Consider the following 23,437-nt stretch of genomic DNA (forward strand, 5'->3'; position numbering starts at 1 on the left):
TGACGCGCAAAGAAACCACTCTTATCCAGCCAGTTCCACCCCGGTTTTGCGCAATACCTCGGCAATTTTTGCACCGTCCTGAACGGGGCCTGGTGCTTCACGATCAAGGTCTGTAAACATCTCTATAGCGCGTGAACCTCTTCCGCTTATCTCAAGTAGATGCGCCCCGCCGGGGCCGAACTTAAAGCTGTGTACAGCACCGGCCGGGAAATGGACTAGCGTGCCAGCGGGGGCGCTTTTGGTTTCTCCGTCCATCACAAATTCGACCTCGCCCTTCACCACAAAAAAGGTCTCATCCCATGGGTGCGTGTGGGGCGGTGGGCCATTGCCTTCGTGACCGTAATTGAGCGTGACTGCATAATCCCCGATCTGTTCAAGACGTGCTAGCACAGTGATTTTGTCGCCAAGAACGTTCAGGGGTTCAGGGTAGTCGGAAGGTGAGGTGAAAAAAGGTGTTTTCATGGTGTACTCCTGTCTGTTCTCGGGGCGTATCCCTTTCAAATCAATCAATGAACCTGCCCCAACAGCGCGCCGGTGCCGTTGATCATAGCATTTGTCGGAAGGTCTGGGGACTTTTACAGAATTGCAGCGGAACCGGCATATATCTTGCGCATGATCGGTTGTTGCGGTCTTGTGGCCGGGAAGCTTTATAGCCATCAGGAGCCCACTTTGGATTGGCGTGATCACGGCATCCTTCTGACCTCGCGCCGCCACGGCGAAACGGCGGCGATCATCGAGGTTTTTACCGAGGGCCACGGTCGCCATGCTGGGGTTGTGCGCGGAGGCGCCAGCCGCAAGACCGCGCCGATCCTGCAACCGGGGGCGCAGTTGGACGTTCTGTGGCGCGCGCGACTTGAGGAACATATCGGAACGTTTCAGGTTGAACCCCTGCGATCCCGCGCGGCGGCGGCGTTTTCGGGGCGCTTGGCGCTGGCCGGGTTAAACGCTGTTGTCTCCTTGTTGTCCTTTTGTCTGCCGGAACGAGAGCCGCACCCTGCCGTCTACAATCAGACGGAACAGCTGATGGATTTGCTGGGCCAGGATGAAATCTGGCCGCTGGCTTATCTACGGTGGGAACTGGCCATGTTGGAAGAGCTTGGGTTCGGGCTTGATTTGTCCGTATGCGCCGTGACGGGCGCACGTGAGGGGCTTGTTTATGTCTCGCCCAAATCCGGCCGGGCGGTCAGCGGCGAAGCGGCAGGGGAATGGGCGGATAAGCTGTTACCTCTGCCGCCTTGCCTGCGCGGAGAAGGCGCTGCGCCGGACGCAGAGATCGCAGCGGGTTTGCAAACGACCGGGTATTTTCTGGAACACCGCGTGGCCCCGTCGCTGGGGCACCACCCGTTGCCAGAGGCGCGGGCACGATTTGTGGATCAGTTTACTCGACGGCTGTAAACACCATCTCGTGCCCGTCTTCATTTCGCAGGATCAATACATCACCAGAGACCTCGGATTGGGTCATGGCCATAAGGGCTGCGAAGTAGAACCCTTCAGCCTCAAGCCCGGCACAGGCGGCGCGGGTCGCAGTCAGGTCTGCAATCTCAAACCACGGATATGGCGCGTTCAGAGTACCGCTGTAGCTGTTGCAAGGGGCATTTCCTGCTATCTTGCCTTCCTCGGGAAAGCGCAACAGGGCGCTGGTCTCAAAGGGTTGTCCGTTGATTTCCTGCAACGCCCATGTTTGATCTGCCGCGCCGTAGGCAGCGACGGTTTCGTCTTTGTCGCATTGGAAAAGGGCCAGCAGGGGTAGGGTCAGGATCAGGCGGGTCATGGGATGGTCTTAGCGCAACCTTTGAGTGGACGGAACCGACGTCAGTAGGGGATCTCGCCGCTAATCAATTCTTCACGGACCTCCAGACGAGGGCGCCAGTTATACTTGCTATCTTCCCGGACAGGCGCCCATGTCAGTGCGCCGCTGGCGCGCCAAGGGTCAAGGATGATCCCGTCATACATCGAATCCCCCTTGGCACTGATCAGAGCCGAGTGGTGGATGATCCGAAACGCCGTCGGCGGGGAAGTCGCCCAGTGCAGATCCAGCGTGCGAAAATTCTCTTGCTTCAGGCGTGTGGTCATGGCCTGAGCCCAATCATTGCACAGCCCAAACTCGCGAAAGCCGTTGATGACCTTGGCGTTGTGGATGATGGCTGAGTCTGTGACGTTCCATTCCTGCTTCAATTGCTGGGAATAAGAGTAGGCAATCGTGGCGGCTTTGTTTGCCTCGGCCGGATCGACCTCGGGGCCAAGGGCCTGGATGGCCATCGCGAGATCGTCAATATCGCTTTGGCCGACGGTCGGTTGCTTGGTGGCGCATCCACCAAGGGCGATTGCGGCTAGAACCGCACACAATGCGAAAAGTCGTCTGGTCATTCTTCGTGCCATTCTTTCTTGAGCGCAGGATGCTCTAACCAGGTTCGTACCTGAGATCAAAGGGGAAGTTCGCCATCAGCGGATCACAACCTGCCCCGAACAGAAAAAGACCCGGCGCCAGGGCCGGGTCAGTTGGGGAAACGGGAATACCGAAAACGGTCAGCTCAGCAGTCGTCTTGCGATAACCTGAGCCTGGATTTCGGCAGCCCCTTCGAAAATATTCAGAATACGCGCATCGCACAGGACACGGCTGATCTTGTATTCCAACGCAAAGCCGTTGCCGCCATGGATTTGCAGACCGTTGTCCGCCGCCGCCCAGGCCACACGCGCGCCCAACAGTTTGGCCATACCTGCCTCAAGATCGCAGCGCTGGCCGTGATCCTTTTCCCAGGCCGAGAAATAGGTCAGCTGTCGCGCGATCATGATCTCAACCGCCATCATCGCCAGCTTGCCCGAGACACGGGGGAAGTTGATCAGCGATTTGCCGAATTGCTTGCGGTCCTGCGCGTATTGCATGGCGATATCCAGCGCACTTTGTGCCACGCCGATGGCGCGGGCTGCGGTCTGGATACGGGCCGACTCGAAGGTTTCCATCAACTGTTTGAAGCCTTTGCCCTCTTCGCCACCCAGAAGGTTTTCACCTTTCACATGGAAACCGTCAAAACCCAGCTCATATTCTTTCATGCCGCGATAGCCGAGCACTTCGATCTCGCCACCGGTCATGCCGGGGGTGGGGAAGGGGTTCTCGTCCGTGCCGGGTGTTTTTTCAGCCAGGAACATGGACAGGCCGCGGTGATCGGTAGTGCCCGGATTGGTCCGCGCCAGCAAGGTCATCACATGGGTTCGGGCTGCGTGAGTAATCCAGGTCTTGTTGCCGGTGATCTGGTAATCGCCGTTCTCATCCTTGACGGCGCGTGTACGCAGGCCGCCAAGGTCGGATCCGGTGTTCGGTTCGGTGAACACAGCGGTGGGCAGGATCTCGGCGCTGGCCAGTTTCGGCAACCAGTTGGCCTTTTGCTCGTCGGTGCCGCCTGCGATGATCAGTTCGGCCGCGATCTCGGACCGGGTGCCCAGCGAGCCGACGCCGATGTAACCGCGCGACAGTTCCTCGGACACCACGCACATCGAGGCTTTGGACAGGCCGAAGCCGCCGAATTCCTCGGGGATGGTCAGGCCGAAGACGCCCATTTCGGCCAGTTCTTCGATGATTTCGATCGGGATCAGCTCGTCCTTGAGGTGCCAGTCATGGGCGTTCGGTTCGACCTTTTCCTGTGCATAGCGGCGGAATTGGTCGCGGATCATTTCCAGTTCTTCATCCAGACCCGAGGCGCCAAACATGGTGGAACCGGCCTGATCACCCATCAGACCAACCAGTTGTGTGCGGGCGGCCTGTGTGTTGGCCTGAGCCATCAGCGTCTGGACTTCGGTGCATTGGAAACCAGACAGGGCGTCCCAGCCAAGGCCCATATCTTGCAGACGCACGACCTCACCCTGGTTCATCGGGATGCCACCTGCGACCTGATGCAGGTACTCACCAAAGGCGATCTGATGCAACAGCTGTTCCATTTCGCCAAATTTGCCATCTGCATCCAGGGCTTCGGCCCAGCGTTGCATCTGTTGTAGTGATTGGTTGTACGTCGCCAGCCACGAAAGGCCGTGGGCGGCGGTTTGATTGGCTTCAATCAACGCGCCAGAGACCCGGCCGTCAGCGGTGACTATCCCGCGGACCGACTCGCGGGCGCGTTCAAAAACTGCTTCAACGGCAGGCAGGGCCGCGCGGGTCAGCGTCAGAAGGTCGGGCAAAATCGCGGATGTCGTCATATGGGTCATATCCTGTCCGTCATGGGCCATGAATCACGTCCTTCTTTAGAGTCGTCTGGTCATACCATGCTGCACGTGCAGCGCAACAAAAATGCGAATTAAGCAGTGAAAAAGTTCGAAAATTGCTTTGTCGATTTTGCGATGCAGCGCGTGCCAAGAGTGTTATCACGGGCGCATGACATTGTTTTCCTTACTCAGTCCGCATGACTTGATGCTGGCCGCCGCCCTTGCTTTTGTTGCGGGGTGGGTTAAGGGCATGGTTGGATTTGCCATGCCGATGGTTCTGGTGTCGGGGCTGAGTATGTTCTTGCCGCCCGATCTGGCGATCGCCGGGTTGATCTTACCAACGCTGGTAACCAACGTGTTTCAGGCCCTGCGCGAGGGGGTGCCCGCCGCCGTGTCCGCGATCAAGCAGTTCCGTACCTTCTTGATGGTAGGTTTTGTGTTCCTGCTGTTGGGGGCCCAGGTTGTCAGCGCCGTGCCCGCGTCCACGTTTCTGTTGATGATTGGCCTTCCGGTTACGGTTTTCGCGCTGTTTCAAGTGCTGGGAATGCAGTTGACACTGAGCAAACCATCGGCACGTGTCGAGGTGGGCATAGGCGCGATTGCCGGGTTTATCGGAGGGATGTCCGGCATCTGGGGGCCGCCAACCGTCGCCTATCTGACTGCACTGAACACACCGAAGGCAGTGCAGATGCGCGTGCAAGGCGTGATATACGGACTGGGATCAGTGGCATTGTTGCTGGCGCACATAGCGTCGGGCATTTTGCGAGGCGAGACGGCACCTTTCTCGGTTGCTTTGGTCCTGCCGGCACTGTTTGGTATGTGGGCGGGCTTGCAGTTGCAATCACGAATCGATCAGGCGTTGTTTCGAAAGGTAACGTTGCTGGTTTTGCTGGTCGCAGGGGTGAATCTGCTTCGTCGCGCGCTAATCGGTTAGTGGCGCCTGTCCGCAAGCCGAAAGGCAAAATATAGCCCCAGCATCAGGAAAAACAGGCCTGAGATATCACCGATCAGAAAGGCGACATATTCGACGCGCGCGCTGCCAAAAGCCAGATTGGTCAACCCCGAGACAAGGAAGGAGGTGACGATCCCAACCCCCATGACGCATAACCAACAAGGTTTGCGATCCGGTCGGGGAAACAGATCCCAACCTGCCCACTTAAATAGATAGAACACCGCAGGAACGGTGGTGACGGCAATGAATATCGCCATCAGTCGGCTTGGCAGAAACACGTCGCTGCCGCCGAGAACGGCAAAAACAAGGAAAACGCCGGGCAACAAGGCGAATATCGCCCGCCATCCTAACAGCCACGCCGATAGAACCCGCACCCCGTGCGGAAGAAACAAAAGACTGGCCCGACTGGGGTATTCCGGAAAAAACACGTTCTGAAGCGGCATCAGGACCTCAAAAGTGAGGTACGATGCGACGACATAAGCCGATGAGGCAAAGAGCGTGTCAGTAGCCCACCTGCGCACGTTGATCAGCCACCTGTACGCAGGAAGAAGGCATTACTTGGGTGCATGAACGATATACCGGCCCCGGTTGGCGGTACCGCTTTGCGACAGATACCCTTTCTGTACCAACGATTTCAGCGCACGAAAGAATGTCGGGCGCGAGACGCTTTGAACCAGCGTGTGTTCAATCAAGCCGAATGTGCGCACTTCGTCATCGGATTTGGACAGCTCTTCGGCGGCGTAATAAATGTCACGCTCAACCGGAGACAGCTGTTCCAGGCCCAGCGTCCGTTCCATGCTCTGCATCAGTTTACGCAGTTCGGTCAGTTTTGAGATTTCTGTCATATTCTACCTGTCGCTCTTCGTGTCGATGCCGCTGCTCGGCGGCAAAATGCGATATACCGATTTCTTAAACAATATCAGTAAGTCTCATATTGACACTCATCCCCTTTAGCTTACACTAGTCACGTTTTCAGGTTGCTCATCGTGCTGATGTGAGAGTTCGCCCGAGCCACCCAAAGGTCTTTTTACTTTCCGCCCGGTGCGTAAGCGCCGGGCTTATTCATTTCAATAGCGTCGAAATTACCTCAGGCAGGCATGCCGGGCAACGCATTTGTACGTGAAGTCTGCATTATGCAACTTTAGAGAGAGTATTTTCGCGATACCCTCTAAGGAAAAAGGGGGCGTCAGCGCCCCCTTGTCCAATTACCCGATTGCAACGGCTTTGATGTCGTCGTCGATGAACGGCAGGTACTGCTCAAAGTTCTCGGCGAACATCTTCACCAGTTTCTCGGCCTGTTTGTCGAATGCCGCCTGATCGTCCCAAGTGCGGCGCGGGTCCAGCAGAACCTCGGCTACGCCGGGTACGGTCACCGGCACGTCAAAGCCGAAATTTGCGTCCTTGCGGAATTCGGCATCACGCAGCGAACCGTCCAGTGCCGCAGTCAGCAGCGCACGGGTGGCTCTGATCGGCATCCGCGAGCCAACGCCGTAGGCACCGCCGGTCCAGCCGGTATTCACTAGCCAGCAGGTCGCGCCGTGCTGAGCGATTTTTTCACGCAGCAGGTTGCCGTAAACTTCCGGACGGCGCGGCATGAACGGCGCGCCGAAACAAGTCGAGAAGGTCGGCTGGGGTTCAGTGACGCCACGCTCGGTTCCGGCCACTTTGGATGTGAAGCCCGACAGGAAGTGGTACATCGCCTGTGCCGGGGTCAGTCGCGCGATCGGAGGCAGAACGCCGAACGCATCACAGGTCAGCATGATGATGTTCTTGGGGTGCCCCCCCAGCGCGCTGCTGGACGCGTTCGAGATATACTCGAGCGGATAAGCGCAGCGCATGTTTGCGGTCAGCGAGTCGTCGTCGAAATCCAGTTCCTTGGTTTCGGGGTCGAAAACCATGTTTTCGATGACCGTGCCAAATTTGCTGGTTGTCGCATAGATTTCCGGCTCGGCCTCGGCATTCAGATTGATGGTCTTGGCATAGCAGCCGCCTTCGAAGTTGAAGGTGCCGCGATCCGACCAGCCATGCTCGTCGTCACCGATCAACGTACGCGACGGGTCGGCCGACAGGGTAGTCTTACCCGTGCCGGACAAGCCAAAGAAAACAGCGGTGTCGACTGGATTGCCAACTGCGTGGTTGGCCGAGCAATGCATCGGCATCACACCTTTTTCCGGCAGCATGTAGTTCAACAGGGTGAATACGGACTTTTTGTTTTCACCTGCGTATTCCGTGCCGCCGATCAGGATCAGCTTGCGATCGAAGTTCAGTGCAATCACCGTCTCAGACTGGCAGCCGTGCTTTTTCGGGTCGGCCTGGAAGCTGGGGCAGTTGATGATGGTGAAATCCGCGATGAATTCATCCAAATCCTCGCGATCCGGACGGCGCAACAGGTGGCGGATGAACAGGTTGTGCCAGGCCAGCTCGGTGACCATCCGAACGTTGATCGAATAGGCTGGGTCTGCTCCGCCAACGAGGTCCTGCACGAAATAATCCCGGCCCTTCATGTGAGCCAGCATATCATCATAAAGCGCATCAAAGCCTTTGGGGCTCATCTCGGCGTTGTTTTCCCACCAGATAGAGTCAAGGACGCTTTCAGTTTTGACAACATGTTTGTCCTTGGGTGAGCGACCGGTAAACTTGCCGGTAGTGACCAGAAATGCCCCGCCGTTGCCAAGTGTACCCTCGCCACGCTTCAACGCCTCTTCAATCAGCGCCGGTTCCATGAAGTTGTAATAGACATTGCCCAATCCCTCGATGCCCTGATCTTCGAGGCGGAATTGCGGGTTAACCCGTCCAGATGTCATGTGTGTCTTCTCCTGTGGCGGCGCATTGGCGATTGGCCTGGATGCGCTCTTGGGGCATTTGCCGGAAAAACCCGGCGGTCAAGCGCCTCTTATCACGGTCGTTTAGGGCATGAACAGGACGGTTTGGCGCAGTTAGCGCCACCAAGCTCAAGTTTAGCGCCACCAAGAATTTCCTGATGGAAATCTGGGCAGTATTTTGCGGGCTGCAAGGCATTTTTGCCGCATAGCTGCCGCAAGAATGGCATGATTCGCAGTTACGGATTGATTCGGCGCGTCAAAACCGCCAACAATGACTTACAAAAAAGCGTATTATTGCGTAGGTGAGCAGGAATAGGGGTGAACCCGATGTCAAAGATTGCACTGGTGGACGACGACAGAAACATTCTGACGTCAGTGTCCATGACGCTCGAAGCTGAAGGATTCGAAGTCGAAACCTATAATGATGGGCAGGCGGCTCTGGATGCTTTCAACAAGAAACTGCCCGATATGGCCGTGCTGGATATAAAGATGCCGCGTATGGACGGTATGGATCTGTTGCAACGGCTGCGACAGAAAACCCAGATGCCGGTGATCTTTCTGACCTCGAAAGATGATGAGATCGATGAGGTTTTGGGCCTGCGCATGGGCGCGGACGACTATGTAAAAAAGCCCTTTTCCCAACGTTTGCTGGTCGAACGCATCCGCGCATTGCTGCGTCGGCAAGAGGCGACGGCGGGTGATGCGACCAACGCCAATACCGGCGAAACCAAGGTGATGGAACGTGGCGAACTGCGGATGGACCCGTTGCGCCATGCGGTCAGTTGGAAGGGTGCGGATGTCTCGTTGACGGTGACCGAGTTCTTGCTGCTTCAGGCGTTGGCGCAGCGACCGGGCTTTGTCAAAAGCCGTGATCAGCTGATGGATGTTGCATATGATGACCAAGTCTATGTCGACGACCGGACCATCGATAGCCACATCAAGCGCCTGCGCAAGAAAATGCGCACCGCAGACCCTGAGTTTTCGGCCATCGAAACGCTGTATGGTATCGGATACAGGTACAACGAAGAATAAGTGTGGCCACTGAGAAGGGGTAACCGGGTCTCGTGCGCGATACGGAACAAGCAAACGAGTTGCGCGACGGTGACGTCGTTCTGGGGGATGATTGGGTCATCCCACAAGACCCGGATTCGGCTGAACTCCGGGCCTCGCGCCGACGTCGCAACATGTTCTCGCTGCGCGGGTCGCCCCTTGCGCGTCGAATTATTACCTTCAATCTGATTGCCCTTGTGATCCTGGTCACCGGGTTGCTGTATCTCGACGATTCTCGCGAAGAGCAGGTCCAGCAGACTGCGCGCAACCTGATCGGGGACGCGCAGCTAGTCAGCAATGTGTTCGAAGCCCAGCTGCGTCAAAACCAATCCGGAACCGCACAGGATGCGGCGGCGTTGGACGTTAAGGATACGCTGGCGGGGCTTAGCCTGCCTGACGGCGGCGAGGTCTTTGTCTATGACATGGATGGAACGCTGATCGGCTGGACGCGCGGGGTTTCGACCTCAACGCAGACCTATGCATTGCTGAAAACCGAAGCCGAAGTGCAGACCGGAAGTACCCTGATCAGTGACGCACTGAACGCTGTGTGGACCGGGCTGTCCCGGGTGTTCACCCGTTCCGACCCCGACGAAGCACCAACGCTGGCGCAGCGCGTGCAGGAAATCATTCCATTGTCGATTCAGGGGCAGAAGCAGATTGAGGCGGTAAAGGATGACGCTGGTCAAACGGTCATCGTGGCAGCGGCTCCGATCCTGCAAAGCGGCGAGCCGGTGGGCGCCGTCGCAATGGCTGGTCCCGCTGGACAGATTGACGCGCTGGCCCGGCGCGCGCAGGAACGCATTTTGCAGATGTTTGTTGTGGCATTGCTGGTGTCCATCGGTCTCAGCCTTGTTTTGGCCTCGACCATCGCCAACCCGTTGGCCGATCTGGCCGCTGCGGCCGAGATGGGCAAAGATCGCGGTGCCGGGGTAAATCCCGGCCGTATCCGCATCCCGGACCTCAGTGCGCGGCCGGATGAAATCGGACGCCTCAGCCGCGCCCTGCGTGGGATGGTAACAGCGCTGTATAATCGTATCGATGCGAACGAACAGTTTGCCGCCGATGTGGCGCATGAGATCAAGAACCCGTTGGCCAGCCTTCAATCCGCGGTGGGAACCCTGCGCGTGGTCAAACGCGACGACCAACGCGACAAGTTGTTGGGCGTGATAGAACATGATGTGCGGCGGCTGGATCGTCTGGTAAGCGATATTTCGAACGCATCGCGTCTGGATGCCGAACTGGTCAAAGAAGAGGAACAACCCTTTGATCTGCTGAAATTGCTGGGCAATATCGGTCAATATCTGGGCGAAGAGGCCCGTACCAAAGGCATCGACTATATCACTGACCTGCCGTCTCAGCCGATTATCGTGAACGGGCTCGAAGCGCGGCTGGCGCAGGTATTCGTCAACCTGATCACCAATGCGATTTCTTTCTGCGAAGACAGCGATGCCATTCGCGTCTGGGTGCGGCGTCGCGAAAACCGGGTATTGATCGTGGTCGAGGATACCGGCCCGGGCATCCCGGAACAGGCGCTGACCAAAATCTTCAAACGGTTCTATTCACAGCGTCCCGATGAGCATTTCGGCAATAACTCGGGCCTTGGACTGGCGATCTCGAAACAGATTGTCGAGGCCCATGGCGGCGTGATTTGGGCCGAGAACATCCGCCCAACCGAGGCAGATATTACATCAGACCCACAAGGCGCGCGCTTTGTCGTGGGGCTGCCTGTATAAGCGCATGAGCGGCAAGACCCTCTTGGACATCCAACATCAAGACAAGGCCATCCTCCATGCGACATGTGTTGCCGTCGATGGGCAAGGCGCATTGATTCTGGGGCAGTCGGGTTCGGGCAAATCGGCGCTGGCCTTGCAGATGATGGCGCATGGCGCAACTTTGGTGTCTGACGACCGAGTTACCCTGTCGATGGTGGGCGATATGGCTATGGCTGATACTGCTCCAAACCTACGTGGATTGATTGAGGCACGGGGCATTGGTTTGCTTCGGGCGCACACGGCGGGGACAACGCCGATCCGCTATGTGGTGGATCTTGATCAAAACGAACCCGCCCGCTTGCCCGATCCCGATAAGACCCTAGTTCTAAAGCAATCCGTTCCCTTGCTACGGGCGGCAGGCGTCCCCAATTTGGCGGCAGCACTCATGCAACTTTTGAAAATGGGACGCGTGGACCCGGAATGGCCCAGCACATGACCTCGCAACGGCGCATCGTTCTGGTAACCGGCCCCTCGGGCGCGGGCCGTTCGACGGCGATCCGTGTTCTCGAAGATCTGGGTTTTGAGGCCATCGACAACCTGCCGATGGGCTTGTTGATGCGCCTGCTGGACGGCCCGCAAAGCGATCGTCCAATGGCGCTGGGCATCGATGCCCGCAACCGCGATTTCTCGACCACCGGATTTATTGAACTGGCCGTTGGGTTGCGACGGATGGAACAGGTGGATTTGACGACACTCTATCTGGACTGTAGCGATGAGGTGTTGCTGCGGCGTTTTTCGGAAACCCGGCGTCGGCACCCTGTGGCCACCGATGCCAGTCCGGAAACCGGTGTGCGGCAGGAAAAGGAATTGTTGGCCCCAATCCGCGAGATTGCCGATACGCTGATCGACACCACCCCGCTGAACATCCACCAATTGCGCGAAGAGGTCGAACGCTGGTTCGCCCCCAAGGATGGTCGGCACCTGGCGGTGTCGATCGAATCCTTTTCGTATAAACGCGGTTTGCCGCGCGGATTGGATATGGTTTTCGACTGCCGGTTTCTTGCCAATCCATATTGGCGTCCCGAACTGCGTGCAGAAGACGGTCGAAACATCAATGTCGCGCGCTATGTTCAGTCGGACACGAACTACGCACCGTTTTTCGACCGGGTGCTGGATCTGCTAAAACTCTTGTTGCCGACCTTCCGTGCCGAAGGCAAAGCACACCTGTCCGTGGCCTTTGGGTGTACCGGAGGGCAACACAGATCGGTGGCCATGGCCGAAGCGGTTGCAAAGGCCCTTGCAGAGGAGGGGCAGCAAGTGGCAATTAGGCACCGCGAAATAGAACGTCGATCGTTGAATGTGAGGTCGGATTGATCGGGATCGTACTCGTAGCACATGGTGGTTTGGCCAAAGAGTATCTGGCCGCGATGCAACATGTGGTCGGAAAGCAGCCCGGCCTGGTCGCGATTTCGATCGAGGCTGACCATGACCGTGCCGCAAAACAGGCTGAAATCTGTGCTGCGGCTGACAGCGTCGATGTCGGGGATGGGGTTGTTGTTGTAACCGATCTGTTCGGAGGTAGCCCATCGAATCTTAGCCTGCGCGCCTGCGCACCGCAGGATCGCCGTATCCTTTACGGTGCTAATCTGCCTATGTTGATCAAACTGGCCAAAACCCGCCACCTGCCGATTGCGGATGCCGTGCGGCAGGCGATGGAGGCTGGACGCAAATATATCAATGCGCAAAACATTACATTAGAAGAAGACCGGACAGATTAAGAATGACCAATCGAAGCCTGAAAATCATTAATGAAAAAGGTTTGCATGCCCGCGCCTCGGCCAAGTTGGTTGAGGTGGTCGAGGGCTTTGACGCACAGGCCGAAGTATCCAAAGACGGATTTTCTGCATCGGGCGACAGTATTATGGGCCTTTTGATGTTGGCAGCCTCGCGCGGAACGACTATTGACGTCGAGACGTCCGGACCGGATGCTGAGGCGTTGGCTGATGCCTTGGAAACCCTGGTGAACGACAAGTTCGGGGAAGGTTTCTGATTTCATCCGCCGCGTAACGAAGAACGGGAAGACCTGGAATTGGCGGAAACAACGCACGAGACGAAGACCGGCCCAGTGGTGGATGGGACCACAGATCAGGGTGAGATCTACGATCGTAGAACCCTGACCTATGCGAATTCGTTCGATGACGTCTGGACGTCGACGGCCATTCGCGCCATCGAATGGTGTACTGGCAAGCTGACCATTTTGCGTATGGTCAACAAGTTCGAAAAGAAGAACGAATATTATCGCGGCCAACGGTTCTGGGGTGGTGCGCTCAAGACGATGGGCATCGACCTGACCACCCCTCAGGAACAAATCGCCCGTATACCTAAAGAGGGTCCCGTTGTTGTGGTGGCGAACCACCCCCACGGTATGGTTGACGGGATGATCTTGGCTGAACTCATTGGCCAGGTGCGCAGCGATTACCGCATCCTTACCCGTTCTGTTCTGACGGGGCTGGACGAAGCCGCGACGTCGTTCATGATCCCGGTGCCATTTCCCCATGACCCCGAGGCGCAAACCAAGATGCTGGAAATGCGCAGCAAGTCGATGGACCACCTGAAAGAAGGTGGTGTCGTTGCCTTGTTCCCGTCAGGCGTGGTGATGTCCTCGGACGACTGGTTCGGCCCGGCGCAAGAGCGGGAGTGGAACGTGTTCACCGCCAAGATGATCCGCCGGTCCGGTGCCAAAGTGGTTCCGATCTTCTTTCCGGGCAGAAACTCTCGCGCCTATCAGATAGCCAACAAGCTGTCCCCGATCCTGCGACAAGGCCTTCTACTGCATGAGATCGTGCGGTCGTGCAACAAACCGCAATCACCGGTTATCGGCGATCCGATCTCGGACGAGGACATGCAATTGCTGGAACGCGACCCGCGTGGCTTCATGGCTTGGCTCAGAAAACGCACGATGTCGCTGGCCGAAACGCAACAAAACTGATCCGTTTCTTCATCTGGCCAAAAATACCTTGGAGGTGAGGGGGCTGGCCCCCTCTGCCTTATCGGGTCGGAATCGGAACCTCGCCCCGATAGTCATAAAACCCACGTTCGGTTTTTCGGCCCAGCCATCCGGCTTCGACATATTTGGTCAGCAACGGGCAGGGGCGGTATTTTGTGTCGGCTAATCCTTCGTGCAGCACATTCATGATAGCCAAACAGGTGTCCAAACCAATGAAATCGGCCAATTCCAACGGCCCCATCGGGTGATTGGCGCCCAATTTCATGGATTGGTCGATGGATTGCACATTGCCCACGCCTTCGTACAAGGTATAGACCGCCTCGTTGATCATCGGCATCAGAATGCGGTTCACGATGAAGGCGGGGAAATCCTCGGCGCTGGCGGCGGTTTTACCCAGACGATCCACCACGGATTTGCAAGTGTTGAAGGTTTCTTCGTCCGTAGCGATCCCGCGGATCAATTCGACCAGCTGCATCACGGGCACCGGGTTCATAAAGTGAAACCCCATAAACCGTTCGGGCCGGTCCGTACGACTGGCCAGGCGGGTGATTGAAATTGACGACGTGTTCGACGTCAGAATTGTGTGCGGTTGCAGGTGCGGCTGCAAATCCTCGAAGATCGCCTGCTTGATTGATTCTCGCTCGGTGGCGGCCTCGATCACCAGGTCCGTTTGCCCCAGTTCCGGCAATGCCAGTGTCGTCTTTACGCGTTTAAGGGCGGCTTGCATCGCCTCATCGGTAATTTTCCCGCGTGAGGCTTGACGCGCCATGTTGCCTTCGATTGCGGCGACGGCAGCTTCCAGTGCATCCTGGTTCACGTCATTCAGCAGAACGTCATATTCCGCAAGGGCCAGGACGTGGGCGATACCATTGCCCATCTGGCCTGCGCCAATCACTCCGACTGATTTTACGTCCATGTTCTGATGCCTCTGTGTCTCGGGATTGAAGGGACAGTACCGGCAGATCGGTAGGGGCGGCAAGGGGATCGGACCCATCGATTTTGTCTAAATTGCGCGCATTAGGAATTTCTCAAGACATGCGGCTGCAAGATGGCAACCGGGTGAAAAATGGGTGAGTGTTATGAGCTATCATCAAACAGGCTCGGCAGGTGCCGGGCATGCCGTATGCCAATATGGTCTATCACGTCTTTGGTTTCGGGGACCAGAGAGGTCTTTGGACACGGCCTATATGGCTTGTGTCGGCGGGGATGAGACCTATGGGCGATTTGTTGACCGTCCTTATGCAGCGATTCTAGAGGACAGGCTGGACCGGCGCTGTATGAATTTGGGTAGCCTGTTTTGCGGAGTCGAGGCGCTGTGCGGCGATGCAGGCCTGTTCACGCTGTTGAATGGGGCCGAACTGTGTGTGTTACAGGCGCCCGGGGTTCTGAGCCAGTCAAACCACTTTTACCGTGTCCATCCCCGGCGCAACGACCGGGTTTTGGTACCAACTCAGGATCTGATCGACCTCTACCCCGAGGTTGACTTTACCGATGTCCATTTTGTGGGCCACTTGATGCGGCGTTTGCAAGACTGTCAGGATGCCCGCTTTGAGGTTGTGGCAGAAGAGCTGCGTCGTAACTGGGTTCGGCAAATCAGCGACCTGCTGCAAAGGTTGAAGGTACCGGTCCTGCTGCTGGCGCTGAAGGTGCTGCCGCAAAAAAATGATGAACGTCAGGAAGAGAGGGCACCAATCACAGTCACTCCTGAAATGCTAAAGGCCGTGCGACCATTCTGCGCCGATTGTGTCGAAGCCGCGGCTTATGTGTCCGGGCAATCTGATGAGCTTGAGGATATGTTGTTCGGTACATTGCAACAGCCGATGGCCGAGCACATGATTGGCCCGGCGGCACATCGGTCAATCGCGGAGGCATTGGTCGGACCCATTCGGAACCTGCAATGAAAAAGGCCCGCCACGTGGCGGGCCTTGCTAGATTTTCGGCGAAAATTCTTTTTCTGCTATCAGCCAAGCTTTTCGGTCAGTTCCGGCACGGCCTGGAACAGGTCGGCAACCAGTCCGAAGTCTGCGACCTGGAAGATCGGTGCTTCTTCGTCCTTGTTGATCGCGACGATGACCTTGCTGTCCTTCATACCGGCCAGGTGCTGGATCGCACCCGAGATACCGACGGCGACATACAGGTCCGGGGCAACAACCTTACCGGTCTGCCCAATCTGCCAGTCGTTCGGCGCATAGCCCGAATCGACCGCCGCGCGCGAGGCACCAACCGCCGCGCCCAGCTTGTCGGCCAGACCTTCGATCAGTTTGAAATCGTCTTCCGAGCCGACACCACGTCCGCCCGAGACAACAACACCAGCCGAGGTGAGTTCCGGCCGGTCGCTTTCGGCGACCTTGTCCTCGACCCAGGACGACAGGCCTTCGGAGCCCGGAACCGAAACGGTCTCGACCGCGGCCGATCCGCCTTCGCCCGCCGCGTCAAAGCTGGCGGTCCGCAGAGTGACAACCTTTTTGGCGTCGTTCGATTTCACAGTCTGGATGGCGTTGCCCGCATAGATCGGGCGCTCGAAGGTCGAGCCGTCGACCACACCCGACGCGTCCGAGATCACCATCACGTCCAGCAGCGCGGCAACGCGCGGCATCACGTTCTTGGCGTCGGTGGTGGCAGGGGCAACGATGTGCTCATACCCCTCGGCCAGCGACACGATCAGTGCGGCGGTCGATTCCGCCAGGCGATGACCCAGCGAGTCGTCTTCGGCAACCAGAACTTTGGACACACCGTCGATCTTTGCAGCGGCTTCTCCAGCAGCAGCGGCGGAACCGCCAGCGGCCAGAACGGTAATGTCGCCCAGAGACTTGGCGGCATTGACGGCCTTGGCGGTGGCGTCCAGCGCCAGCTCGCCATTGTTAACCTCGGCAAGAAGAAGAACAGCCATTACACAGCCCCCGCATCTTTGAGTTTCGTAACCAGCTCATCAACCGAGCCAACAATGATGCCCGCAGCACGCGCCGGCGGCTCTTCGGTCTTGACGATCTCAAGGCGCGGGGAAACGTCTACGCCGTAATCGGCGGCGGTCTTCTCCTCTAGCGGCTTCTTCTTCGCCTTCATGATGTTGGGCAGCGACGCATAGCGCGGCTCGTTCAGGCGCAGATCAACGGTCACGATGGTCGGCATCTTGACGCTGATGGTCTGCAGGCCGCCGTCCACCTCGCGGGTGATCTTGGCGGCGTCGCCTTCGATGTCCAGCTCGGACGCGAAGGTGCCTTGCGACCAACCCAGCAGGGCCGACAGCATCTGACCGGTGGCGTTCATGTCATTGTCGATCGCCTGCTTGCCGCACAGCACGATGCCCGGCTGCTCTTCTTCGACCACCTTGGCCAGGATCTTGGCGACGGCCAGCGGCTCGATGTCTTGATGCACGTCATCGGCGGCCACAACCAGAATGGCGCGGTCGGCGCCCATGGCCAGCGCGGTCCGCAGGGTTTCTTGCGCCTGCTTGACGCCAATCGAAACGGCTACAACCTCTTCCGCCTTGCCGGCTTCTTTCAGGCGGATCGCCTCTTCCACCGCAATCTCGTCGAACGGGTTCATCGACATTTTGACATTGGCGAGATCAACTCCGCTACCGTCCGCTTTCACGCGAACCTTCACATTGTAGTCAATCACGCGTTTGACAGGCACGAGTACCTTCATTTTAGCGCTTGCTCCTCACAAAAAACGGTAAGCCGCGTTGCGACTCCACCAATGCTCTCGGACGACTGAATAACGTCTGAATTCGCCCTGCAACAGAGCAAAATCGTCACGTCATGGGTTTGGGACGTCGCGTTTCGTGCTTTTTGACGTTATGGTCCGCGACTTAGCGGTTCGCCCCCGGAACCCAAAGCACATCCCGCGTGCCGTTTTCATTGGCGCAACGTGCGGCGACGAAGAACCAGTCGCTGAGACGGTTGAGGTATTTCACCGCAACCGTGTTCACCGGTTCCATATTGGTCAGCTCTACCGCCAGCCGTTCGGCCCGGCGTGAAACAGTGCGGCACACGTGAAGATGTGCCGCCAGACGCGAACCACCCGGCAGAATGAAGCTGCGCAGCGGCTCCAATGCTTCGTTCATGGCGTCGATTTCCGCTTCCAACCGGTCGATCTGGGCTGGCACGACGCGCAGCGGGGGATAGTCGGCCTCGGCATCCTTTTCCATGTCGGGACGGCAGAAATCGGCGCCCAAATCGAACAAATCGTTCTGGATACGGGACAGGGCGGCTTCGACATCGCCCTCGGCTTCGGTGCGGGCCACGCCAACAAATGCGTTCAACTCGTCAACAGTGCCATAGGCAGCAACACGGCCGGAATACTTTGCAACGCGCTCACCATTGCCCAGAGCGGTTTTGCCGTCATCGCCAGTGCGCGTGTAAATCTTGTTGAGAACGACCATCTATTGGGCTCCTTGTCCACGCAACCAGACGTAAAGCACGATCAGCACTACGGCAATGAACTGAAACAGGATACGCAGGCGCATCATCTTGTTGCTTTTCATCGCGGCCTCTTTACCGCTTTTGCCAAAGTTTGAGATGCCAATCGCCAGCACGACGACAACAGCCGCCATGGCCAACAGCAAAACGACCATCATTAGGTCCATGGGTACACCGTCCGCGTTTTTTGTTTCCTTGGGCTATCATCTAGCCCCGTAGGTGTGAAAAGCGAACGGGTAATATTGCCTCAGACGTCCGACAGAATGCGATCAATCGTGCGGGTCGGCAGAACGCGGCGCAGGTATCCGGCGATATAAGTCGGGGTCGTCACATAGTATCGCGCGCGTGGCCGTTTTGATTCGACCGCATGGGCCAGCTTGTCGGTTACCGCCGACGCGGGTAGTTCGAACCGATCCGGCCCCGAGGATTCGTACAGTCTTTTCAACAACGAAGATTCGTACCGCTCTCGCAGGGGCGAGTTCTGCCAGTTGATGAATTTTTCAAAGAAGGGGATCGAGTTTTCGCGGATTTTCGAGGTGATCGGGCCGGGCTCGATCAGGATAACCTTGATGTCGGTATCTGCCAGTTCCAGGCGCAGCGTGTCCGTTAGACCTTCGACCGCGTATTTTGTGGCCACATAGGCGCCGCGCCAGGGATAGGCCACCAGGCCCAGCACGGACGAGTTCTGAACGATTCGCCCATGTCCTTGCGCCCGCATGGCTGGAATCACCTGCCGGGTCAGCTCGTGCCAGCCAAAAAAATTGGCCTCGAAAATTGCGCGCAAGCCATCCGTCGGCAAATCCTCGACCGCACCGGGCAGGCCATGCGCGCCATTGTTGAACAACGCATCCAGCGTGCCACCCGTCGCCTCAAACACCGAAGCCAGCCCCGCGGTGATGCTGTTGGCGTCGGTGTAATCAATATGCGGGCTTTCAAACCCTTGTGCCCGCAGCCGGTCGCAATCTCGCTGCTGACGGCAGGAGGCAAACACCCGCCAACCTCGGGCGCGCATGCCGTGCGCCGCATCCAGTCCAATGCCCGAGGAGCAGCCGGTGATAAGAATGGTTTTTTGCATGGTCTTCCTGAATCTGAACCTGATCTATAGCTATGGCGAGGTTCAGGTCAGGACAATGACACGGCTGCGTCAGTTCGCGATTTTTCGCACCAGCGAGGCCGAAATCCATCCGACCTGTTGCTGAGGCAACACGCGCAGGCGCAGCCAGCCGGTTCCGGATTCGCTTAGTACTTCGACCTTCTGACCGATGGTGGCCTTGCCGACAATCGGATAGATCGTACCCGGCCCGTCGCGCATGTTCACGCGGGTTCCCGAAATCTCGCGAATGTCTTTTTCGGGCTCGGGGATGGCGGGTGTTTCGGCCACATCTTCCTGTACGTCATCCGTGATCTGGCGCAGCCCGGCGACACCGTCCTCAAGCGAAGCAAGCGTGATGTTGGCGTCTTGGTCCGCGAAAACCGTAATGGTTGAGAAAGACCCCAGCGTGGCATCATCGGCCACAAATTCGACCACCTCTTCCACGGCGGGCTTGGGTTGCACACGTGCAGTTGGCGCACGAACTGCGACATTGGTCACAAGCTCTTCGGCCTGGGCAGGAGCAATGGTTTGCGTCGGGGCGGTTGCAATACGAGCGGGTTGCTCGGCACGCAGGCCACGCGGTTCGAAATCCGGCCCGCCGCTCATTACGTAAAAGCACCAACCAAGTGCAGCGAAAGTAAAAACAACAAGGCGCGTCATGGCGCATCCCCCAGGGTCAATCGTAAGATACAAGAAATAGGCAGCAGTCTAATCTAGTCAGCGTAGCATATTTCAGGGTCCAAGTCGAAAGACGGGGGAAATCGGGGGGTTGCCTCCCCCTGTTGCAAAAAGCGCCACTTGTCCCCAGTAAAATGCGTGCTGCTCGCTTTACCAGCGCGCGGTTGCGGCGTATCACATCATGTATGACCGATACGATCGACGACCCCAACATGGAGGCCCCCGACAACGGGGGCGAGATAGCCGAACCGCTACGCCGCGCGATTGGCGAACGCTATCTGACCTATGCTTTGTCCACCATCATGCACCGGGCGCTGCCTGATGCGCGCGACGGGCTGAAGCCGGTTCACCGGCGAATCCTGTATGCGATGCGCGAGTTGCGACTCAGTGCGACGGGTGGTTTCCGGAAGTCTGCGAAGATTTCAGGCGACGTGATGGGCAACTATCACCCGCACGGCGACGCCGCGATTTACGATGCGATGGCGCGTCTGGCGCAGGACTTCAACGTCCGTTACCCGCTGGTCGACGGGCAGGGAAACTTCGGCAATATCGACGGCGATAACCCGGCGGCCTCGCGATACACCGAGGCGCGGATGACCATCGTCGCCGAGGCGCTGCTTGAGGGTCTGAACGAGGACGCCGTCGATTTCCGCGATAACTATGACGGCACGCTGACCGAACCGGTCGTGCTGCCCGCGCAGTTTCCAAACCTGCTGGCAAATGGCTCCAGCGGCATCGCGGTTGGTATGGCGACAAACATTCCGCCGCATAACATTGCCGAGCTGTGTGACGCCTGCCTGCATCTTATCAAAACACCTGACGCGCGCGACGACACTCTGCTGAACTATGTGCCCGGCCCCGATTTCCCGACCGGTGGCGTCATTGTCGAGCCGCCTGAGAATATCGCGCAGGCCTATCGCACCGGGCGCGGGTCCTTCCGTCTGCGCTGTAAGTTCGAGGTTGAGGATCTGGGCCGTGGCCAGTGGCAGATCATTGTCACCGAGATTCCGTATCAGGTTCAGAAATCCAAGCTGATCGAAAAGATCGCCGAGCTTATCCAGACCAAGAAAATTCCAATTCTCGCTGATGTGCGCGACGAATCCGCCGACGACATCCGCCTGATCCTTGAGCCACGTTCCAAGAATGTGGACCCCGAGGTGTTGATGGGAATGCTGTATCGCAACTCGGACCTTGAGGTGCGGTTCAGCCTGAACATGAACGTGCTGATCGACGGGGTCACGCCCAAGGTCTGCTCGATGAAGGAAGTTCTGCGCGCCTTCCTCGATCATCGGCAAGAGGTGCTGCTGCGACGTTCGCGTCACCGTATGGCCAAGATCGACCACCGCCTTGAGGTGTTGGAAGGCTTTATCGTCGCCTTCCTGAACCTCGACCGTGTGATCGACATTATCCGCTACGACGACGACCCCAAAGCCGCGCTGATGCGCGAGGACTGGGGGATCGATCATGTCCGTGCCACAAGTGAGGCCGACTATGTCTCACCCAAACCGGGTGAGGGCGAGCTGTCCGAGGTTCAGGTCGACGCGATCCTCAACATGCGCCTGCGCAGCTTGCGCCGTCTGGAAGAGATGGAACTGGTGCGCGAGCGCGACGCGTTGATGATGGAGCGCGCCAATCTTGAGGACTTGCTGGCCGATCCGGCCTTGCAATGGGCCAAGATCGCCGAGCAGTTGAGAGAGACCAGAAAGACCTTTGGCAAAGACTACGAAGGCGGTGCGCGCCGTACCCAGTTTGCCGAAGCCGGACAGGTTGAAGAGGTTCCCCTTGAGGCGATGATCGATAAGGAACCGATCACGGTCGTCTGCTCTCAGATGGGCTGGATTCGTGCCATGACCGGGCATATCGACCTGAAGCGCGAGTTGAAATTCAAGGATGGCGACGGCCCGCGTTTCATCTTCCACGCGGAAACGACGGACCGGCTGCTGGTGTTTGCCTCGAACGGGCGGTTTTACACGGTCAGCGCCGCCAACCTGCCCGGCGGGCGAGGCATGGGCGAGCCGCTGCGTCTGATGGTCGATCTACCGAACGAAGCGCAGATCATCGACATCCTGATCCATAAACCCGGGCGCAAGCTGCTTGTGGCCTCGGATGCGGGTAACGGGTTCATGGTGCCCGAGGATGAGGTGCTGGCCCAGACCCGCAACGGTAAACAGGTGCTGAACGTCAAAGGCGAAGAAACCGCAATGATCTGTAAGCCCATCGAAGGCGATCACGTGGCGGTAGTGTCTCAGAACGGTAAGTTCCTGGTCTTCCCAACCAAAGAATTGCCCGAGATGACCCGCGGCAAAGGCGTGCGTCTGCAGAAATACAACATGGCGCGTGGACGGCAGGGCACACTTGAGCTGGATGGCGGCTTGTCCGACCTGACCACCTTCAACTGGGAAGAGGGTCTCAAGTGGTCGATGGGTGGGGATAAAACCCGGCACGAGGCGGATATGTCCCAATGGCTCGCCAAGCGCGCCAGTGTTGGGAAAAAGCCACCCTATGGTTTCCCGCGTGACTATAAATTCTCGTGATTATGCGCTGGACGCAGGTAGAATTTCGCTGATACGGCTTGGCACAGGCCGTATCGGTGCGCTAGACCAAAGAAAAACAGGCCTATCGAGATGAACCTATGCTGCGCATTCTGACTTTGATCACCGGATTGGCCCTTATGGGCGCCTGCACGCAAACGCAGCTTTATGAAGAGCCGGAATCGCTGGGCGAATTCAAGTTGCGGGTCAATTATGCCTTTGCTGACAAGGCGGTGCAGGGGCCGGTCAGCCGCGATGCCACACCGGATGAATGGACCGCTGCTATTCAGAACGCTGTTGATATCCGGCTGGGTCGCTATGAAGGCGTGCAGGAATACGACATCGGTATCAGCCTCGAAGGCTATATGCTTGCGCCTCCGGGTATCCCGGTCATCTACAATCCGAAAAGCACGGCCATTGTCCTGGTCAACGTCTATGACGTGAACAAAAAAGAGTTCCTTGCCAAGGGCAAGCAGTTCCAGGTTCTCGAGGACACGACCGGCGGCAGTGCTTTGAAGGGCTCTGGCCACGAACGGACCAAGGAAGAGCAGATGAGTGGGCTTGCACTGAAGGTCGCGGACCGAGTCGAGGAATGGTTGGCCGAGGAACACAAGGACAATGGCTGGTTTGATCGTCGTCCAGACCTGATCCAGCCGCTCGAATCCGGTGTAGTTACGCAAAATCCGGCGTCTTAACCGTCTTTTAACGCAGGATGTGCTTGATTTTCCCCTTTGAACCAAATATCTCGCGCGCGCAGATGTAACCACGGGACCAAGGGTCCCCCAAATCGCAAAAGGGCGCCTGAGGAATGGCAAAGGAAAAGTTTGAGCGTACAAAACCGCACGTCAACATCGGCACGATTGGGCACGTTGATCACGGTAAAACCACGCTGACCGCAGCAATCACCAAGTATTTCGGTGACTTCAAAGCGTATGACCAAATCGACGGCGCGCCTGAAGAGAAGGCTCGTGGCATCA

27 protein-coding genes are annotated in these 23,437 nt (G+C 57.6%); 13 read left to right on the forward strand and 14 right to left on the reverse strand.

Features of this window, described 5'->3' with window-relative positions:
- Nucleotides 1–21 precede the first annotated feature (21 nt).
- Complete coding sequence (locus ACR0DL_RS12705) at nt 22–462, reverse strand: cupin domain-containing protein (protein WP_480663229.1); 441 nt, start codon at nt 460–462, stop codon at nt 22–24.
- A 207-nt stretch (nt 463–669) separates the two neighbouring features.
- On the opposite strand from ACR0DL_RS12705, the gene recO reads away from it, so the two are divergent.
- The gene (gene recO, locus ACR0DL_RS12710) at nt 670–1,395 is read left to right on the forward strand and encodes a DNA repair protein RecO (protein WP_170411319.1); all 726 of its coding nucleotides are present in this window, start codon (nt 670–672) and stop codon (nt 1,393–1,395) included.
- Here recO and ACR0DL_RS12715 read toward each other — a convergent pair.
- The 3 genes from ACR0DL_RS12715 to ACR0DL_RS12725 form a co-directional block, all read right to left on the reverse strand.
- The gene (locus tag ACR0DL_RS12715) at nt 1,379–1,771 is read right to left on the reverse strand and encodes an META domain-containing protein (protein ID WP_480689489.1); all 393 of its coding nucleotides are present in this window, start codon (nt 1,769–1,771) and stop codon (nt 1,379–1,381) included. The two genes, recO and ACR0DL_RS12715, sit on opposite strands and share 17 nt — an antisense overlap.
- 41 nt (nt 1,772–1,812) lie before the next feature.
- On the reverse strand, nt 1,813–2,367 hold the full coding sequence (locus tag ACR0DL_RS12720) for a hypothetical protein (protein WP_480689491.1): 555 nt from the start codon (nt 2,365–2,367) through the stop codon (nt 1,813–1,815).
- 159 nt (nt 2,368–2,526) lie between these two features.
- Complete coding sequence (locus ACR0DL_RS12725) at nt 2,527–4,218, reverse strand: acyl-CoA dehydrogenase family protein (RefSeq protein ID WP_480689493.1); 1,692 nt, start codon at nt 4,216–4,218, stop codon at nt 2,527–2,529.
- Nucleotides 4,219–4,363: 145 nt separating this feature from the next.
- Between ACR0DL_RS12725 and ACR0DL_RS12730 the strand changes: the two genes are divergently transcribed.
- A complete protein-coding gene (locus tag ACR0DL_RS12730; protein WP_170507402.1) occupies nt 4,364–5,128 on the forward strand; it encodes a sulfite exporter TauE/SafE family protein in 765 nt (254 codons plus the stop codon).
- Here ACR0DL_RS12730 and ACR0DL_RS12735 read toward each other — a convergent pair.
- From ACR0DL_RS12735 to ACR0DL_RS12745, 3 genes are all read right to left on the reverse strand, one after another.
- Nucleotides 5,125–5,589, reverse strand: coding sequence for a hypothetical protein (locus ACR0DL_RS12735; RefSeq protein WP_174821493.1), 465 nt, complete (start codon nt 5,587–5,589; stop codon nt 5,125–5,127). The two genes, ACR0DL_RS12730 and ACR0DL_RS12735, sit on opposite strands and share 4 nt — an antisense overlap.
- A 111-nt stretch (nt 5,590–5,700) precedes the next feature.
- Nucleotides 5,701–5,991, reverse strand: coding sequence for a hypothetical protein (locus ACR0DL_RS12740; RefSeq protein WP_170350384.1), 291 nt, complete (start codon nt 5,989–5,991; stop codon nt 5,701–5,703).
- A 360-nt stretch (nt 5,992–6,351) separates the two neighbouring features.
- Entirely contained in the window at nt 6,352–7,950 is a 1,599-nt protein-coding gene (locus ACR0DL_RS12745; protein ID WP_170350385.1) for a phosphoenolpyruvate carboxykinase, read from the reverse strand.
- Nucleotides 7,951–8,295: 345 nt separating this feature from the next.
- Here ACR0DL_RS12745 and ACR0DL_RS12750 point away from each other — a divergent pair, with 345 nt between their 5' ends.
- From ACR0DL_RS12750 to ACR0DL_RS12780, 7 genes are read left to right on the forward strand one after another with little or no spacing between them, the layout of a single operon-like run.
- Complete coding sequence (locus tag ACR0DL_RS12750) at nt 8,296–9,000, forward strand: response regulator transcription factor (RefSeq protein WP_170350387.1); 705 nt, start codon at nt 8,296–8,298, stop codon at nt 8,998–9,000.
- A gap of 32 nt (nt 9,001–9,032) precedes the next feature.
- The gene (locus ACR0DL_RS12755) at nt 9,033–10,751 is read left to right on the forward strand and encodes an ATP-binding protein (protein ID WP_170377531.1); all 1,719 of its coding nucleotides are present in this window, start codon (nt 9,033–9,035) and stop codon (nt 10,749–10,751) included.
- A 4-nt stretch (nt 10,752–10,755) separates the two neighbouring features.
- Nucleotides 10,756–11,226 carry an HPr kinase/phosphorylase gene (locus ACR0DL_RS12760; RefSeq protein WP_480689495.1) on the forward strand — a complete coding sequence of 157 codons (471 nt, stop codon included), beginning with the start codon at nt 10,756–10,758 and terminating at the stop codon, nt 11,224–11,226.
- Nucleotides 11,211–12,104: an RNase adapter RapZ gene (gene rapZ / locus ACR0DL_RS12765; protein ID WP_480689497.1), complete on the forward strand. Its 894-nt coding sequence runs from the start codon at nt 11,211–11,213 to the stop codon at nt 12,102–12,104. The genes ACR0DL_RS12760 and rapZ overlap by 16 nt, the downstream gene beginning before the upstream one ends.
- A complete protein-coding gene (locus tag ACR0DL_RS12770; protein ID WP_480689499.1) occupies nt 12,101–12,508 on the forward strand; it encodes a PTS sugar transporter subunit IIA in 408 nt (135 codons plus the stop codon). The genes rapZ and ACR0DL_RS12770 overlap by 4 nt, the downstream gene beginning before the upstream one ends.
- 2 nt (nt 12,509–12,510) lie before the next feature.
- Nucleotides 12,511–12,780 carry an HPr family phosphocarrier protein gene (locus tag ACR0DL_RS12775; protein ID WP_170328297.1) on the forward strand — a complete coding sequence of 90 codons (270 nt, stop codon included), beginning with the start codon at nt 12,511–12,513 and terminating at the stop codon, nt 12,778–12,780.
- Nucleotides 12,781–12,819: 39 nt separating this feature from the next.
- On the forward strand, nt 12,820–13,719 hold the full coding sequence (locus tag ACR0DL_RS12780; RefSeq protein ID WP_425081470.1) for a lysophospholipid acyltransferase family protein: 900 nt from the start codon (nt 12,820–12,822) through the stop codon (nt 13,717–13,719).
- A gap of 58 nt (nt 13,720–13,777) precedes the next feature.
- Here ACR0DL_RS12780 and ACR0DL_RS12785 read toward each other — a convergent pair whose 3' ends face one another.
- A complete protein-coding gene (locus tag ACR0DL_RS12785; protein WP_170350396.1) occupies nt 13,778–14,653 on the reverse strand; it encodes a 3-hydroxybutyryl-CoA dehydrogenase in 876 nt (291 codons plus the stop codon).
- A 163-nt stretch (nt 14,654–14,816) separates the two neighbouring features.
- On the opposite strand from ACR0DL_RS12785, the gene ACR0DL_RS12790 reads away from it, so the two are divergent.
- Nucleotides 14,817–15,638: a DUF6473 family protein gene (locus tag ACR0DL_RS12790; protein WP_254429538.1), complete on the forward strand. Its 822-nt coding sequence runs from the start codon at nt 14,817–14,819 to the stop codon at nt 15,636–15,638.
- A gap of 59 nt (nt 15,639–15,697) precedes the next feature.
- On the opposite strand, the gene ACR0DL_RS12795 is transcribed toward ACR0DL_RS12790, so the two are convergent.
- The 6 genes from ACR0DL_RS12795 to ACR0DL_RS12820 all read right to left on the reverse strand — a co-directional run bounded on the left by ACR0DL_RS12795 (nt 15,698) and on the right by ACR0DL_RS12820 (nt 19,911).
- On the reverse strand, nt 15,698–16,627 hold the full coding sequence (locus tag ACR0DL_RS12795; RefSeq protein ID WP_480689502.1) for an electron transfer flavoprotein subunit alpha/FixB family protein: 930 nt from the start codon (nt 16,625–16,627) through the stop codon (nt 15,698–15,700).
- Nucleotides 16,627–17,385: an electron transfer flavoprotein subunit beta/FixA family protein gene (locus ACR0DL_RS12800; RefSeq protein WP_170350401.1), complete on the reverse strand. Its 759-nt coding sequence runs from the start codon at nt 17,383–17,385 to the stop codon at nt 16,627–16,629. Before ACR0DL_RS12800 ends, ACR0DL_RS12795 begins: the two co-directional genes overlap by 1 nt.
- 163 nt (nt 17,386–17,548) lie before the next feature.
- A complete protein-coding gene (locus ACR0DL_RS12805; protein ID WP_170350403.1) occupies nt 17,549–18,121 on the reverse strand; it encodes a cob(I)yrinic acid a,c-diamide adenosyltransferase in 573 nt (190 codons plus the stop codon).
- A complete protein-coding gene (locus ACR0DL_RS12810) occupies nt 18,122–18,325 on the reverse strand; it encodes a twin transmembrane helix small protein (protein ID WP_170350405.1) in 204 nt (67 codons plus the stop codon).
- A gap of 80 nt (nt 18,326–18,405) precedes the next feature.
- Nucleotides 18,406–19,233, reverse strand: coding sequence for an SDR family NAD(P)-dependent oxidoreductase (locus ACR0DL_RS12815; protein WP_170398727.1), 828 nt, complete (start codon nt 19,231–19,233; stop codon nt 18,406–18,408).
- A gap of 69 nt (nt 19,234–19,302) precedes the next feature.
- Nucleotides 19,303–19,911, reverse strand: a complete 609-nt coding sequence (locus ACR0DL_RS12820) for an SH3 domain-containing protein (RefSeq protein ID WP_254428538.1) — start codon at nt 19,909–19,911, stop codon at nt 19,303–19,305.
- A 203-nt stretch (nt 19,912–20,114) separates the two neighbouring features.
- Here ACR0DL_RS12820 and ACR0DL_RS12825 point away from each other — a divergent pair, with 203 nt between their 5' ends.
- The 3 genes from ACR0DL_RS12825 to ACR0DL_RS12835 all read left to right on the forward strand — a co-directional run.
- Complete coding sequence (locus ACR0DL_RS12825; protein ID WP_480689504.1) at nt 20,115–22,463, forward strand: DNA topoisomerase IV subunit A; 2,349 nt, start codon at nt 20,115–20,117, stop codon at nt 22,461–22,463.
- 98 nt (nt 22,464–22,561) lie between these two features.
- Nucleotides 22,562–23,155, forward strand: a complete 594-nt coding sequence (locus ACR0DL_RS12830; protein ID WP_170360073.1) for a hypothetical protein — start codon at nt 22,562–22,564, stop codon at nt 23,153–23,155.
- 113 nt (nt 23,156–23,268) lie between these two features.
- Nucleotides 23,269–23,437: GTP-binding protein (locus tag ACR0DL_RS12835; RefSeq protein WP_480559235.1), on the forward strand; the 169-nt coding region annotated here is incomplete at its 3' end.

This window comes from Ruegeria sp. BB5 (genome assembly GCF_056539405.1).

Coding starts and splice junctions, on each gene's coding strand:
- rapZ (WP_480689497.1), top strand. CDS start 11,211: ATGGCCCAGCACATGACCTCGCAACGGCGCATCGTTCTGGTAACCGGC.
- ACR0DL_RS12785 (WP_170350396.1), bottom strand. CDS start 14,653: ATGGACGTAAAATCAGTCGGAGTGATTGGCGCAGGCCAGATGGGCAAT.
- ACR0DL_RS12715 (WP_480689489.1), bottom strand. CDS start 1,771: ATGACCCGCCTGATCCTGACCCTACCCCTGCTGGCCCTTTTCCAATGC.
- ACR0DL_RS12760 (WP_480689495.1), top strand. CDS start 10,756: ATGAGCGGCAAGACCCTCTTGGACATCCAACATCAAGACAAGGCCATC.
- ACR0DL_RS12750 (WP_170350387.1), top strand. CDS start 8,296: ATGTCAAAGATTGCACTGGTGGACGACGACAGAAACATTCTGACGTCA.
- ACR0DL_RS12805 (WP_170350403.1), bottom strand. CDS start 18,121: ATGGTCGTTCTCAACAAGATTTACACGCGCACTGGCGATGACGGCAAA.
- ACR0DL_RS12790 (WP_254429538.1), top strand. CDS start 14,817: ATGAGCTATCATCAAACAGGCTCGGCAGGTGCCGGGCATGCCGTATGC.
- ACR0DL_RS12800 (WP_170350401.1), bottom strand. CDS start 17,385: ATGAAGGTACTCGTGCCTGTCAAACGCGTGATTGACTACAATGTGAAG.
- ACR0DL_RS12825 (WP_480689504.1), top strand. CDS start 20,115: ATGACCGATACGATCGACGACCCCAACATGGAGGCCCCCGACAACGGG.
- ACR0DL_RS12740 (WP_170350384.1), bottom strand. CDS start 5,991: ATGACAGAAATCTCAAAACTGACCGAACTGCGTAAACTGATGCAGAGC.
- ACR0DL_RS12745 (WP_170350385.1), bottom strand. CDS start 7,950: ATGACATCTGGACGGGTTAACCCGCAATTCCGCCTCGAAGATCAGGGC.
- ACR0DL_RS12705 (WP_480663229.1), bottom strand. CDS start 462: ATGAAAACACCTTTTTTCACCTCACCTTCCGACTACCCTGAACCCCTG.
- ACR0DL_RS12720 (WP_480689491.1), bottom strand. CDS start 2,367: ATGACCAGACGACTTTTCGCATTGTGTGCGGTTCTAGCCGCAATCGCC.
- ACR0DL_RS12775 (WP_170328297.1), top strand. CDS start 12,511: ATGACCAATCGAAGCCTGAAAATCATTAATGAAAAAGGTTTGCATGCC.
- ACR0DL_RS12815 (WP_170398727.1), bottom strand. CDS start 19,233: ATGCAAAAAACCATTCTTATCACCGGCTGCTCCTCGGGCATTGGACTG.
- ACR0DL_RS12810 (WP_170350405.1), bottom strand. CDS start 18,325: ATGGACCTAATGATGGTCGTTTTGCTGTTGGCCATGGCGGCTGTTGTC.
- ACR0DL_RS12830 (WP_170360073.1), top strand. CDS start 22,562: ATGCTGCGCATTCTGACTTTGATCACCGGATTGGCCCTTATGGGCGCC.
- ACR0DL_RS12725 (WP_480689493.1), bottom strand. CDS start 4,218: ATGGCCCATGACGGACAGGATATGACCCATATGACGACATCCGCGATT.
- ACR0DL_RS12730 (WP_170507402.1), top strand. CDS start 4,364: ATGACATTGTTTTCCTTACTCAGTCCGCATGACTTGATGCTGGCCGCC.
- ACR0DL_RS12820 (WP_254428538.1), bottom strand. CDS start 19,911: ATGACGCGCCTTGTTGTTTTTACTTTCGCTGCACTTGGTTGGTGCTTT.
- ACR0DL_RS12735 (WP_174821493.1), bottom strand. CDS start 5,589: ATGCCGCTTCAGAACGTGTTTTTTCCGGAATACCCCAGTCGGGCCAGT.
- ACR0DL_RS12795 (WP_480689502.1), bottom strand. CDS start 16,627: ATGGCTGTTCTTCTTCTTGCCGAGGTTAACAATGGCGAGCTGGCGCTG.